This is a genomic window from Neobacillus rhizophilus (assembly GCF_018343535.1).
Classification (GTDB): Bacteria; Bacillota; Bacilli; order Bacillales; family Cytobacillaceae; genus Neobacillus; species Neobacillus rhizophilus.
This window is the reverse complement of the sequence record NZ_JAGYPF010000002.1, coordinates 550,279-563,070: the sequence shown is the minus strand read 5'-3', so window position 1 is coordinate 563,070 and position 12,792 is coordinate 550,279. Positions and strand designations below refer to the sequence as shown.

General features: G+C 46.5%; 13 protein-coding genes. 4 read left to right on the top strand and 9 right to left on the bottom strand.

Annotated features, from left to right (window positions below):
* Nucleotides 1–45: 45 nt before the first annotated feature.
* The 6 genes from KHA99_RS10590 to KHA99_RS10565 all read right to left on the bottom strand — a co-directional run bounded on the left by KHA99_RS10590 (nucleotide 46) and on the right by KHA99_RS10565 (nucleotide 6,606).
* Nucleotides 46–978, bottom strand: coding sequence for a 3-hydroxyacyl-CoA dehydrogenase NAD-binding domain-containing protein (locus KHA99_RS10590; protein WP_213117413.1), 933 nt, complete (start codon nucleotides 976–978; stop codon nucleotides 46–48).
* A gap of 308 nt (nucleotides 979–1,286) precedes the next feature.
* Complete coding sequence (locus KHA99_RS10585) at nucleotides 1,287–3,035, bottom strand: CocE/NonD family hydrolase (RefSeq protein WP_213117979.1); 1,749 nt, start codon at nucleotides 3,033–3,035, stop codon at nucleotides 1,287–1,289.
* A gap of 134 nt (nucleotides 3,036–3,169) precedes the next feature.
* Nucleotides 3,170–3,856, bottom strand: a complete 687-nt coding sequence (locus tag KHA99_RS10580; RefSeq protein WP_213117412.1) for an ABC transporter permease — start codon at nucleotides 3,854–3,856, stop codon at nucleotides 3,170–3,172.
* A gap of 4 nt (nucleotides 3,857–3,860) precedes the next feature.
* Nucleotides 3,861–4,784 carry an osmoprotectant ABC transporter substrate-binding protein gene (locus KHA99_RS10575; protein WP_213117411.1) on the bottom strand — a complete coding sequence of 308 codons (924 nt, stop codon included), beginning with the start codon at nucleotides 4,782–4,784 and terminating at the stop codon, nucleotides 3,861–3,863.
* A gap of 16 nt (nucleotides 4,785–4,800) precedes the next feature.
* Nucleotides 4,801–5,454, bottom strand: coding sequence for an ABC transporter permease (locus KHA99_RS10570; protein WP_213117410.1), 654 nt, complete (start codon nucleotides 5,452–5,454; stop codon nucleotides 4,801–4,803).
* A 12-nt stretch (nucleotides 5,455–5,466) separates the two neighbouring features.
* A complete protein-coding gene (locus tag KHA99_RS10565; protein WP_213117409.1) occupies nucleotides 5,467–6,606 on the bottom strand; it encodes a betaine/proline/choline family ABC transporter ATP-binding protein in 1,140 nt (379 codons plus the stop codon).
* A gap of 258 nt (nucleotides 6,607–6,864) precedes the next feature.
* Here KHA99_RS10565 and KHA99_RS10560 point away from each other — a divergent pair, with 258 nt between their 5' ends.
* The 4 genes from KHA99_RS10560 (at nucleotide 6,865) to KHA99_RS10545 (ending at nucleotide 9,908) form a co-directional block, all read left to right on the top strand.
* Nucleotides 6,865–7,401 carry a GbsR/MarR family transcriptional regulator gene (locus tag KHA99_RS10560; protein ID WP_213117408.1) on the top strand — a complete coding sequence of 179 codons (537 nt, stop codon included), beginning with the start codon at nucleotides 6,865–6,867 and terminating at the stop codon, nucleotides 7,399–7,401.
* Between the two features lie 140 nt (nucleotides 7,402–7,541).
* Nucleotides 7,542–8,438 (top strand): beta-keto acid cleavage family enzyme, encoded by an 897-nt coding sequence (locus KHA99_RS10555; protein ID WP_213117407.1) that lies wholly within the window; start codon nucleotides 7,542–7,544, stop codon nucleotides 8,436–8,438.
* Nucleotides 8,438–9,400 carry an L-carnitine dehydrogenase gene (locus tag KHA99_RS10550; RefSeq protein WP_213117406.1) on the top strand — a complete coding sequence of 321 codons (963 nt, stop codon included), beginning with the start codon at nucleotides 8,438–8,440 and terminating at the stop codon, nucleotides 9,398–9,400. The genes KHA99_RS10555 and KHA99_RS10550 overlap by 1 nt, the downstream gene beginning before the upstream one ends.
* 40 nt (nucleotides 9,401–9,440) lie before the next feature.
* Entirely contained in the window at nucleotides 9,441–9,908 is a 468-nt protein-coding gene (locus tag KHA99_RS10545; protein WP_213117405.1) for a thioesterase family protein, read from the top strand.
* Nucleotides 9,909–10,086: 178 nt separating this feature from the next.
* On the opposite strand, the gene nfsA is transcribed toward KHA99_RS10545, so the two are convergent.
* From nfsA to KHA99_RS10530, 3 genes are all read right to left on the bottom strand, one after another.
* Nucleotides 10,087–10,839 carry an oxygen-insensitive NADPH nitroreductase gene (nfsA, locus tag KHA99_RS10540; RefSeq protein ID WP_213117404.1) on the bottom strand — a complete coding sequence of 251 codons (753 nt, stop codon included), beginning with the start codon at nucleotides 10,837–10,839 and terminating at the stop codon, nucleotides 10,087–10,089.
* Nucleotides 10,840–10,970: 131 nt separating this feature from the next.
* Nucleotides 10,971–11,807 (bottom strand): fumarylacetoacetate hydrolase family protein, encoded by an 837-nt coding sequence (locus KHA99_RS10535; RefSeq protein ID WP_213117403.1) that lies wholly within the window; start codon nucleotides 11,805–11,807, stop codon nucleotides 10,971–10,973.
* Nucleotides 11,808–11,828: 21 nt separating this feature from the next.
* Nucleotides 11,829–12,758, bottom strand: a complete 930-nt coding sequence (locus KHA99_RS10530; RefSeq protein ID WP_213117402.1) for a VOC family protein — start codon at nucleotides 12,756–12,758, stop codon at nucleotides 11,829–11,831.
* Nucleotides 12,759–12,792 lie beyond the last annotated feature (34 nt).

Genomic DNA, 12,792 nt, shown 5'->3' with positions numbered 1-12,792 from the left:
AAGCAACAATATTTGCGAAAGCGGCCTAAAATAATTAGGGCCGCTCTACTTCCGGATCCATTTCATCAACTGAAGCAGCTGGGCATTTTTCATCTGAAGGGCGGCCGCCTGGGAGTCCTTGTCCCAATCATAAAACCCTTTGCCTGTTTTTGTTCCGAGCTCGCCATTTTGGACTTTTTCCGAAAGCAGGCGGGAAGGTTCGGTCCTGTTTTCCAAATCCTTATAGAGGTAGGAAGCAATATGGTGGTGGACGTCCAAGCCGTTCAGGTCTCGCTGCTCGAGTGGACCGGTGAAGAGTAGCCGGACACCAAGACTCCAGCGGACAACCGTATCGATTTCCTCCGCAGTCGCAATCCCTTCCTCCAGCAGCGATATCGCCTCCCGCGCCATCGCATGCTGAATTCGGTTGCCGATGAAGCCCGGAATGTCTTTTTGGATTAAGACAGGTTCTTTATGGATTTTTTTGAAAAATTGCATGACTTCATCACAGACTTGATTCGAAGTCTCGTCCCCGCGAATGACTTCCACTAACGGAATAATCGCCGCCGGCATGAAAAAATGCGTGCCGATGAAGCGCTCACGGTGCATTAGCTGTACGCTGATTTGATTAATCGATAACCCCGAAGTGTTCGTTGCAAAAATTGTCGCTGGACCGCAAAACTCTTCCAGCGTTTGAAAGAGAGTTTGCTTTAACTCCAAGACTTCCGGAATGGCCTCAATCACCATCCAGGAGTTTTGCGCATCTTGAAGGCTGTCTGAAAGTGAGATCCGGCCGAGTGCCTCATTCATTTCATGTTCAGTGATAAACTCATATTCTCTTAAAATTTCATACTGACCCCTGATTTTCTCCTTCGCTTCGCCCAGGATTGTCTGATTCTGTTCTACCATGTGAACGTTTACATAATGTTGCGCAAGTAATTGAGCAATCCCCCTGCCCATCGTTCCCGCACCAACAACCGTAATTTTTCTATCTTCCATATGAGCGTGGGCCCTCCTTAAACTGAAAATAAAAAAACCCAGCCCCATAAAAAATAAGAATACTAACATCTTATCTTTCAATGGAAAGCTAGGTATCCTAAATTACATGAAACGGGTAATTTCACCATTAAGAAACTGCTTCTCATTAACTATTAAAACTGTTTATATTATTATGATATTTCTAAATTTAGTTTTCGTCAAGTGATGCATAGGGACGGTTCTCATGCCTCATTCTTTGAATGAGGCAGAAGAACCGTCCCTTTGTTTCATCCATTTTGAAAATGAAGCACTAGAACCGTCCCCATGCTTCACTTAATGATCGGCAGTACCACATGTGATGGGTAGGTTTCCTGGTGGTAGATGGTTTGGTTTGCCGTGTTAAAGTTGCTGCTGGTAATCATGGTGTGTCCGGTATTTAGGTTTGTGTCGAAGCGCGGGAAGTTGCTGGATGAGATTTCGATTCGGATTTGGTGGCCTGGGAGGAAGACATTGCTGGTTGGCCACAGTTCAATCTCGTATTGCATAATTTCATCCTTGATAGATTCATAGGATTCCTGAACCTGAATCTCCCCATTTCGATAGGATGCGCGAACAATCCCATCTGTTAAATTAAATGCCGTTCCATCCGGCAAGACATCGATTAACTTTGCCGTAAAGTCCGTATCGACGGCATCCGTTTTTGCCCACAAGATCACCTTAACAGGGCCGGTCACTTCAAGCGCTTCTGCCAGCGGCTCAGAGGTGTAAACAAGTACATCGCCTCTTTCCTCCAACTGCCGTTGATCCTTAGGACCCATCGTTTGGACACCTGCATACAGGGTGCCTCCACCATTGGTCGGGACCGGGTTTGAAGGATCATAAACAAACGTATCCTTCGGTTCGTCCTTCGTCGGCAATTCCACACTCAAGCGCCCATCGCCAAAACGGGAATTAGCCTTGCCGTCGCTATGCAAATAGTAGGGAACATACGTGGTCCTGGCCAACGGCCATTCCTGCTCGTCCCGCCACTCATTGACCCCCATCACAAACAGCTTGATCGGCGCTTCATCCTCTACAATCGTGTGTTCACCCTTTAACCAATAATCAAACCAGCGAATGTGCAGCCCCGTCAAATCTTCATGCCCGTCAATCCAGTCACCGGAAGCTTGAAGCCCGAAATTCCGTTCACCGATGACAGAACTGAAGACCCCATGCCCCCACGGCCCAATGATTAATTTATTCACCCCCCTGCCCTGTTTGTGCAGTTCCGAAAAGTTTTTTAAGGTAGACTGCAAAAGATTATCGTACCAACCGGCAATATGATAGGCAGGGACTTGTATCTGCTTATACTTGTTAAGAATACTCATCCGCTCGCCCATTTCCTCTGTTACGTTTCCTTCCAGAAGGTCAAAGAAATAGCCGGCCGCATCAAGCTCCTTCAGCGGCGGCCATTGCTGAATCGGCTTATACGAATACCACTCTTCAATCCGGTTATAGGTATCTGCCCATTTTTCCATCATCACTGCATACTCTGCTGAATCACCGTATTTCCTTCTCAGATACTCAGGGGCCACGGACTCTAGCGCCCATGTTTCCGATGAGGCAACGAGGAACTTTCCGCCCTTGTCCAGTGAATTATTCCGCCAGTCATTTAACGTCATCGCTGGAACAATCGCCTCCAAATGCGGCGGCTGTTCGGCGGCAGCCAGCAATTGCGTATAACCATAATACGACAGCCCAAACATGCCTACTTTTCCATTTGAATAGGGCAAAGCCGCGGCCCATTCAACGGTATCATAGCCATCTTCCGCTTCATATAAAAATGGATAAAATTCGCCTTCCGAGTTGAAGCGGCCCCTGACATCCTGGACAATCACGACATAGCCATGCTGCACCAGACGATGGGTATCCAGATAGCGATGGGAATAGAACGGCAAATCTTTATTGTAGGGAAGCCGTGTCAACAGCACCGGAAACTTCCCTTCCTGGCTTGGACGATAGATATCTGCATAAAGCGTACTCCCATCCCGCATTCTACAAGGTACATTTTTCTCTACTACAATCTGTTCGATCTTCATTTTTAAAAATTTCATCCTTTCCCCTTCAAAATCATAATCACCTGTCTTAAAAGCCTAAAACGATTTCCCAAGATCCCATCAAGAAAAAAATCCACCCGCATTTAATCGGGATGGACTTCTTCAAAAAGATGAGCCTAAGCAGCACGTTCGGCTATATTTTTCTTCAGACTGCCTTTTCGCTTTTTAATTGGCGACAGGTTTCTTTCCAGCCAGCCCATCACCACATCAGCAATCACAGCCATCAACGCGGTTGGGATGGCACCTGCGAGGATAATCGGTGTTCCGTCCGTTACATTCGTGCCACGCAGGATAATGTCGCCCAAGCCTCCCGCACCAATGAAGGTTCCGATTGTGGCAATCCCGATCGTGATGACCAATGCCGTCCTAAGCCCTGCCATAATCACGGACATTGCCAGCGGCAGCTCAACCATCCAGAGAACCTGAAACTTGGTCATCCCCATCGCTTTTCCCGATTCCAGCAAGGCATGGTCGACGTTCCGGATGCCGGTGTAGGTGTTTTTTATAATCGGCAATAACGAATAGAGGAATAAGGAAAATACGACCGTATTGGTTCCAAGTCCCATGACAAGCATGAGCACAGCCAGCATCGCCAAGGCTGGAATCGTTTGGATAATATTAGCAAGCGAAATCACCCACGTGCTTAGCTTATTGTAGCGGGCAATAAAGATGCCTACCGGGATCGCGACAATTGCGGCAAATAAAACGCCATAGGCAGACATGAGGAAATGCCGGTAAAACTCGACCCACACATACGCCGCATTTTGTGAATAGTAATACAAAATACTACTGATCGTCTCCATGGTCTCACCCCTCCCCTTCGAAATACTTGTGCTCTTCTAAAAATTCCTTTGCAATAACTGCCGGTTCTTTCATTTTTCCGTCAGCTTCATAATTAAGCTCCTGCATCTTTTCGGTACTAATTTTTCCAGCGAGCTTTTGCAGAATCTCCTTTAATTCCGGATGGGCCTTTAACACGTCGTTTCGTGCCACCGGTGATGTATCATAAGGAGGGAAGAAATGCTTATCATCCTCCAACACCTTTAAATCAAAGGCACTGATGCGCCCATCGGTCGTATAGGCGAGGACAACATCCATTTTCCCGTTCGCTGCCGCCTGATACACTAAGCCAATCTGCATCGGGAAGGTCTTGCCGAATTCAAATCCATACTCTTTTACAAAACCTTCATAGCCGTCCCCTTTCCGCTTTAACCAGGCATTGTCGACACCTAATTTCAAATCCGAAACAAACGGTTGTAACTCGGAAACGGTGTTCAGGTTTTCTTTTTCCGCCAGCGCTCTTGTCACTGTAAACGCATAGGAATTCGCAAAGCCGTACGAATCAAACCAAGTTTGGTCAAATCGCTTTTGGAATTCGCGTTTAACAGTAGTAAGCGCTTCCTTCGGGTTTTTGACCGGGTCCATGGCAAGCGCCCCCGCCAGGTCCGTTCCCGTATAGCGTGTTGCCGAAATATCAATATCGCCATTCAGCATGGCCTGATGCTGGACAATCGAAGACCCTAGATTATTGACCATTTCCACCTTAGCATCAGTATAATGTTCAATCATCAGCCGAACCATATTCCCCATAATCTGTGATTCCGATGTCCCCATCGTTCCTACCTTAATCGTGTTGTTGGCCGCCCCGCTCAAGCCGGGCAGTGCGCAGCCGCTCATCAAAACCGCCACCGTCATGACAATGGCAATCAGTAAATGATTTCGTTTCAACATATCCGTGCCTCCCTTCCTATGCAGCTTCTCTCATCTTTTTCATTCCTTTAGGCGTTACCCAGCCTTCGACTTTGCCTAAAAGAAGATCGGTCAATAAAGCCAACAAAGTAACAGGAACCGCACCGACAATAATGAATTCAGGCTGATACAGGTTCAGACCGCTGAAAATGTAATCGCCGAGGCCCCCGCCGCCAATAAACGAAGCTAAGGTCGCCCAGCCAATTAAATAAACCGTTGATAAGCGAATACCTGCCATAATGACGGGGATCGCCAGCGGCACCTCTACGTAGCGGATTCGTTCCCATCCAGTCATACCCATCCCGCGTCCTGCTTCAAGCAGACTCTTTTGCACGCCGTTCACTCCCGTATAGGTGTTTCTCAGGATAGGTAGGACTGAATAGAAAAATAAAGCAATGATAGCCGGTGTTTTTCCGACACCTAGAAGAGGAATGAAGAAAGCAAGAATGGCAAAGCTTGGAAAAGTTTGAATAATACCTAATATCCCCATCACCACTTCAGCCCCTTTTGGAAATCGCGTTAACGCTACTCCAAGAGGTACCGCGATGAGAATGCCGAGCAGTGCTGCAACCACCGAAATATATAAATGCTCCCACGTCTTATACAGCATTTCACCGCCGTATGTACTCAAAAATTGTAAAATGGTATCCATGTCATCTCCCTCCTAACCTATTTTTGTTAGTTCATCCACGCCCCAGATTGAATCATAGACAATGTCTACCAAACTAGCTCTCGTGACAATCCCAACAAGGCGATGTTTGTCATCGACAACCGGAACGTATTTCATGCCCATTTTTAAGATTTTTCGGACCGTATCACGAACAAGCGTCTCTTTGTCGACAGTGAATACCTCTGCTTCGACAACATCTCGTACCAGACTCGCCTTTTTCCGTTTTTGGTCAATAATTTCAACATCAATAACCCCTTGCAGAATCTTCATTTCATCCACGACAAGCAAGGAATCCACGCGATGCTGCTTCATTAATTGGATCGCTTCTGATAAAGAACGGTCGCCCGTAATCGTGATCGGATTTGGGCTCATAATTTGCTCGACCGTTTGGATATTCGGTCTTGCCTGGACAAGACGGTCTTTTCCAATAAACTCTTCAACAAATTCATTGGCTGGATTGCGCAGGATTTCATCTGGTGTATCACATTGGACGATCTGACCGTCCTTCATAATGACAATCCGGTCCGCCAATTTCAGCGCCTCATCCATGTCATGGGTCACAAACACAATCGTTTTTTCCAGCTTCCGTTGCAGCTTTTTGAATTCTTCCTGGAGGGATTCCCTCGTAATCGGGTCTAATGCGCCAAATGGTTCATCCATTAAAATCAGGGGCTGATCCGCTGCCAATGCGCGCAGTACACCAATCCGCTGCTGCTGGCCGCCGCTTAGTTCATGAGGGTAAAGTTCTAAATAGTCAGGTGTCATATCGACAAGTGAAAGTAATTCCCGGGCACGAGCGCGGCGTTTATTCTCTGGAACTTTTAATAATTTTAGGACGAGGGAGATATTTTCTTGAATGGTCATGTGAGGAAATAAGCCGATCTGCTGAATGACATACCCGATTTCTCGTCTAAGTGTCACCGGGTCGCTTTTCATAATGTCTACACCATTGATAGAAATGGCACCCTCTGTCGGTTCGATCAACCGGTTAATCATCTTCATGGTCGTCGTTTTCCCGCAGCCGCTTGGGCCGATAATACAGATGAATTCTCCCTTGGCAATTTCCAAGTTCAGATCATGAACCGCTCGTTTCCCCCCCTTATACACTTTTGAAACATGATCAAATTTAAGCAAAGTAAGCACCTCCATATTTTATGCAAAAATCTAAATTCTCTAAATTTAGTATAAAGTAAAGTTTGTAAAATAAAAAGTTTATAAATTTTATAAATTACATCAAATTTACAGACTATAAGTTTTTTAGGTTTGTTTTTCCAAGTATTTCTTAAAAATCCTCCTAATTCCTCCCTTTTACAACCTAATTCCCCTTTTCGTTTTTTTCAAAAAATGTGATATAGTGGCAACGTAATAGGGTAACTGGAAGGGTGAATTCCTTTGGATGAAGAACCATTAGAAAAAATTAATCATATCCAAGAGCAGTTTGTTGAAAAAATCGCCGATAATATGCAAACGTTCGGGGTCTCAGCTACTGTCGGGAGAGTGCTAGGCATCATTTATATGAACCGCAGGCCTATGACACTGGATGAACTATCTGAGGAAACGGGAATGAGCAAAACCCGGATGAGCCAAGTCGTCCGCGAAATGGTGGATTTGAATATTGCGGACAAGGTCTTTGAAAAAGGAGTCCGCAAAGACTTATACAATGTTGAGCAGGATTATTATCAAACCTTCGTTTCGTTGTTCACCTCCAACTGGCGAAAAGCAATCCAGAAAAACAAAATGTTTGAAAAAAAGATGTCTGCTGAACTGAAGTCCATTCTGGAACACGGAACAATCGATGAAGAGTTGGAACAAAAGATTAATGTTCTCCTCAAAGAAACAAAGGAATGGCTGGATTATTATTATTGGTTAGCCCGATTGGTAGAATTCTTTGACAGCGGAGAGATTTTTAAATATGTTCCAAAGCCATAAGACTAGTTCAAGAAGACTTGCCGAATAGCGAACCTCGAAGACAGAGGCATAGTCGCGTTTATACACTTCTATTAGCTAAAAAAAGAAAATGGAATCCAAGCCATTTTCTTTTTTTTATAAATTTTTGAGGAGGAAAATATATGCAGAAAAAGGTCATCGTCACTTGTGCGGTCACTGGCGCAGGAGATACAGTCAAGAAAAGCCCTTATGTTCCCGTTACCCCTAAGGAAATCGCCGAATCTGCCATTGAGGCAGCAAAGGCTGGCGCCACGATCGCCCATATTCATGTCCGCGACCCCAAAACCGGGGGAATCAGCCATGACCCGGCATTATTCCAAGAGGTGGTCGAACGGGTCCGTGAAGCAGAAACCGACGTCATTCTCAACCTCACTTCCGGAGGGGGCGGAGACTGGATTCCAAGCGAACAGAACCCGGCCCTCGGGGGACCTGGAACAGACATCCAGACCCCGGAAGAACGCCATGAGCCCATTGGTAAGTTGCTGCCGGAGCTTTGTACATTAGACTGCGGAAGCTTGAATTTCGGTGACCAGCTTTACATTAGCACCACCAATTGGCTCCGCAAACAAGCCCGCCTTATTCAGCAAAGCGGAGTCAAACCTGAATTGGAATGTTTCGATACCGGACACCTCCTGTTTGCCAAGCAATTAATTGAAGAAGGTCTGATTGACGGCGACCCGATGTTCCAATTCTGCCTGGGCATCCCATGGGGAGCAGCGGCCGATGCGGAAACGATGATTTATATGCGGGATAAACTTCCGAACAATGCCCACTGGTCTGCCTTTGGCATCGGCCGCATGCAAATGCCGATGGCGATCCAATCGATGCTCCTGGGCGGCAATGTCCGGGTCGGATTGGAAGACAATCTCTATTTGGATAAAGGAGTGCTGGGAACCAATGCCCAATTGATAGAAAGTGCCGTTACCATCATGGCAGGGCTTGGTGCCGAACCGATGTCACCTGAAGAGGCCCGAATCCATTTAGGCTTAAAAAATCCTCATAGAAAGGCTGGGATCTAGTGCACAATCATTCTATTAAACAAGTAACCGTCGTCGGCACAGGAGTAATCGGCAATGGCTGGATCGCTCGTTTTTTAGCGCAGGGCTATGATGTCATCGCGACAGATCCAGCCCCAGGTGCAGAGGAGCGGGTGCTTGCAAGTGTCGAGCGTGCCTGGCCTGCTTTGGAGAAACTGGGATTGGCTGCGGGAGCTTCGAAAGACCGGCTCCGCTTTGAACCGGACCTGGCAAAGGCGGTGGCTGACGCCGATTTGATTCAGGAGAACGCACCGGAGCGGGAAGAACTAAAACGGCGTTTGCTGGCGGAAATTGATTTGAATGCAAAACCGGATGCGATCATTGCCTCGAGTACATCAGGGCTTATGCCTAGCACCCTGCAGGCAGACTGCGCCCGGTCTGAACGGATCATCGTGGCCCATCCTTTCAATCCCGTCTATTTAATTCCATTGGTTGAACTGGTGGGCGGTAAGCGGACGGCACCAGAGGTCTTGGCGAAGGCGGAACAATTCTATCAATCTATTCGTATGAAGCCGCTGGTCATTTCCGCTGAAATCGAAGGTCATGTCGCCGACCGGTTAATGGAAGCGATTTGGCGTGAAGCTCTGCACCTTGTCAACGACGGAATTGCCACAACCGAGGAGGTCGATGCGGCCATCATCTACGGCCCTGGATTGCGGTGGTCCTTAATGGGTCCCTTCCTAACCCTGCATCTCGCCGGCGGTGAACAAGGAATGAGGCATATGCTGGAACAATTCGGCCCGGCCTTGAAACTGCCTTGGACCAAACTGGTCGCACCCGAACTGACGGAGGAGCTGAGCAATCAGGTGATTGACGGGTGCGAACGGCAGACCGCCGGCCATTCCATCGCTGGGCTCGAGGAACGGCGGGATCACTTTCTCATTGAGCTTCAGCAGCTGCTGGAAAAATATTGGCCGGGCGCTAATCTGAACGGGAAGCTATAAATTTTTAAAAAGTTAATCTGGAACTGGGGGATGTAGCCAAATGTCGCAAATCAAAAACCCTCTCTTACTTGAAACCGTCCATGAGGATTGGATTGATTATAACGGACATATGACGGATTCTGCCTATGCAAAGGTGTTTAGCATCGCAGTCGACCAGCTGATGATGGAGTTAGGGATTGATGCGGACTTCCGCGAAAAAGAACAATACACCATTTACACGTTAGAAACACATCTCTGCTATCTAAAAGAAGCCCACAAAGGCCAAGAACTGCGGATTGCCCTGCAGCTGCTAGATTATGATGCAAAACGGCTGCACGTATTTTTTACAATGGAAAACACCAACGGCGAACAGCTCGCCACAAGCGAACAAATGCTCATGGGCATCAGCACCAAAACAGGACGGTCAGCCCCCTTCCCTCCCAGCATCCTCGCTCAAATTGAACGAGTGGGAGAACTACATAAACATAGGTTGAGACCGAAGGAAGCTGGGAGAAGAATAGGGATATGAAGTAGGGGGGACGGGAGAGGTGTATCCGAATCGATTAATTAAATAGTAAGATCATTGTTTGAGGATTTGAACTCGATGTTTCACAAAACTGCACTAAGGCACAGCTAGCTATGATCCACTAGCTGTGCCTTTTTCCGTGCAAAACTTCCGATTGCCTTATAAAAACCTTCCCTATTCATCATTCCAAATGGAACCCTTTGCCTTCCATAAATTCCTTCATGTGTACTCGTCTCTTACCCTGCATGAAGTGGGCCATTGATTCAGTCCAGTTGGTATTTTTGTTATTAGTAGAACGCTGCTGATAGTAGTTACTCATGGTTTGATCATAATCATCGAGCAAACCTTCGTATTTTTCCTCGTCATAGACATTTTCATGGAGAATAGCGTCTAATGGCAGTCGTGGTTTTACCTCGTTCTTTTCGGCAGGGACTCCTAAGCATAATCCAAATAGCGGAAACACTTTGTCTGGAAGACCAACCAGCTCGCTGATCGGACCGGGATTATTCCGGACGCCGCCGATATAGCAGCCGCCGTAACCAAGTGACTCCGCAGCCGTGATAACATTCTGGGCAATGAGGGCGGTATCAACAGTGGCGACGATAAAATTTTCTAAATTATCATGTTCAATCACAATCCCGTGCTTACGGCCGGCAGCTTCCAAGCGCTTTAAATCCCCGCAAAATAATAAAAATTCGGAAGCGTCACTAATATGCTTATTTTTAGCAAGCTCGGCGATTTGATCCCTTTTGTCTTTGTCGGTGATGCGGATAATCGAATACGCTTGGACAAAATGCGAGGAAGCTGCACTCTGTCCAGCCTGAAGGATTTCCACCAAATGTTCTTTCGAAATCGGTTCTGCCGAATACTTCCGAACGGAAACATGACTTTGCATCACTTTCATTGTTTCAGATAATGTACTTGTATCTTTCATCTAGTTCTTCCTTTCTTGAGGCAGAGGGACGGTTCTCTTGCATCACTGTGATTGGGTGAGGCACAAGAACCGTCCCCATGCTCATCGTGCATCACTGTGATGAAATGAGGCACGAGAACCGTCCCCATGCTTCACCCTTCTTTGATCTGGTTGCGAAGGGTTCCGAGTTTGCTTACTTCCACCTCTACTACGTCGCCGGCTTTCATTAGGACTTGCGGGTTGCGTTTGAAGCCGACTCCGCCTGGTGTGCCTGTGACGATGACGTCTCCCGGCACTAGGGTAATGAAGGAGGAGACGTAGTGAATCAGTTCGGGTATGGAAAAAATCATTAAATCGGTTGTAGTATGCTGCAATGTTTCGCCATTTAAACGTGTTTCAAGCGTTAAAATCTCATTGTCTTCGATTTCATCGCGAGTGACCATCCATGGCCCAAAAGCTCCCGTTCCTTCAAAATTCTTTCCAGGGCCCCATTGGTGGGTATGGCGCTGCCAGTCGCGGATCGTGGCATCATTATAACAAGCATAGCCGGCTACATGTTCATACGCTTGCTCTTTCGGAATCCGTCTGCCTGGTTTTCCAATGATGACTGCCACTTCGCCTTCATAATCCAGTACATCCGATTCCTGTGGCAGCAAAATCGCTTCATTGTGGCCAATCTGCGAATCAGCCAGGCGGAAGAAAATCACCGGTTTTTCCGTTTTATCGCGATTTACTTCTCGTCGATGATCATCGTAGTTGACTCCGGCGCAAAAGATTTTATTAGGCTTCGGAATGACCGGCAAAAAAGTCACTTCTTCGAATGTATAGTCCACAGGCTCACTTTCGAACTCCGAGACCTGCGCTAGATCGGCGGCCAATAAAGACTTTAAGTCTGCAGCATCTACGCGCTTCGTTAAATCAACAATCCCGTTATCCTTCGCAATACCAAACTTGTTTTGGTTCTCAACTTGATAGCTTACTAATTTCATTACTAACACCATCCTAATCTATTAATCATGTATTTGTGAAACTAAACGATTATTAAATTCTACTTTTTGTAAAACAGAGTCGATAATGTCACGCTCTACTTTTGGATACCATTTGCAATTACGCGGCCACTCTCTTGGACGTAATGGCAGCTCACTATGATAGGGGCGCGGTTCAAAATACCCGAGTTCCGGAATATATTGGTCCATTTCTGTGTACAATTCGATTAAATTCAGCTCCGGGTCCTGATGATAGGATGCGAGATTGTGTCCGGCTGTATGTCTAAATGGTCCCCAGACAAGCGGAATATTTTTACTGGCTAGAAAATCGGCACTTAACGTATGGTGACTCGAATCTTTTAATTGAAAGGCAATATGGTGCATGATTTTATGGCCGAAGTTTGAAATGTTCAAAACATGGTGATCGGAATTACAGGTTAAAAAGGCTGCCCGGTTGCCGATTTTATCGGTTTCGAGAAACCCTAAGATTTCTCTATAAAAATCAACCGACTCCTGCTGCTTTTTTGAACCTAACGCAATATGGCCTAACTTAAAAGGAGAAATCGAATCACGCTTATACCCCGGTGCTGGCATGTCGATATGGTGGTATAAGTGGATCGTGTAGCCATCCGGATCGTTCAGCTCCAATAACTTCCGTATCCCCGGCTGATAATCAGATTTTAGCTCTGAATGAATTCCGGCCTGGGCAAGGAATTGTTGAATATTTTCCAAAGAATCAGTTTCTGCAATTTGAAAGCCAAGAGTTGATAATTCACTTTCGCGGCTGCTTCTTAACACAATATTATGATGGTCTAAGCTGCTGCTAAGATATTTCTCGCCTTGGTCGCCTTCTTCGACAAGCGTCAAACCGATAACGTTTTCATAATAGTCCGCCATCCTGGACAGGTTCGTACAGTTAAAATCGGCATACCCTAATTGAATCGTTTTAATCACACTATCCACTCCTATCCGCAATATTGCTTTTTTT

Excerpts from the sequence above, each read along its gene's own strand:
- KHA99_RS10590 (WP_213117413.1), bottom strand. The coding sequence starts at position 978 with ATGGAAGATAGAAAAATTACGGTTGTTGGTGCGGGAACGATGGGCAGG.
- KHA99_RS10585 (WP_213117979.1), bottom strand. The coding sequence starts at position 3,035 with ATGAAGATCGAACAGATTGTAGTAGAGAAAAATGTACCTTGTAGAATG.
- KHA99_RS10580 (WP_213117412.1), bottom strand. The coding sequence starts at position 3,856 with ATGGAGACGATCAGTAGTATTTTGTATTACTATTCACAAAATGCGGCG.
- KHA99_RS10575 (WP_213117411.1), bottom strand. The coding sequence starts at position 4,784 with ATGTTGAAACGAAATCATTTACTGATTGCCATTGTCATGACGGTGGCG.
- KHA99_RS10570 (WP_213117410.1), bottom strand. The coding sequence starts at position 5,454 with ATGGATACCATTTTACAATTTTTGAGTACATACGGCGGTGAAATGCTG.
- KHA99_RS10555 (WP_213117407.1), top strand. The coding sequence starts at position 7,542 with ATGCAGAAAAAGGTCATCGTCACTTGTGCGGTCACTGGCGCAGGAGAT.
- KHA99_RS10545 (WP_213117405.1), top strand. The coding sequence starts at position 9,441 with ATGTCGCAAATCAAAAACCCTCTCTTACTTGAAACCGTCCATGAGGAT.
- nfsA (WP_213117404.1), bottom strand. The coding sequence starts at position 10,839 with ATGAAAGATACAAGTACATTATCTGAAACAATGAAAGTGATGCAAAGT.
- KHA99_RS10535 (WP_213117403.1), bottom strand. The coding sequence starts at position 11,807 with ATGAAATTAGTAAGCTATCAAGTTGAGAACCAAAACAAGTTTGGTATT.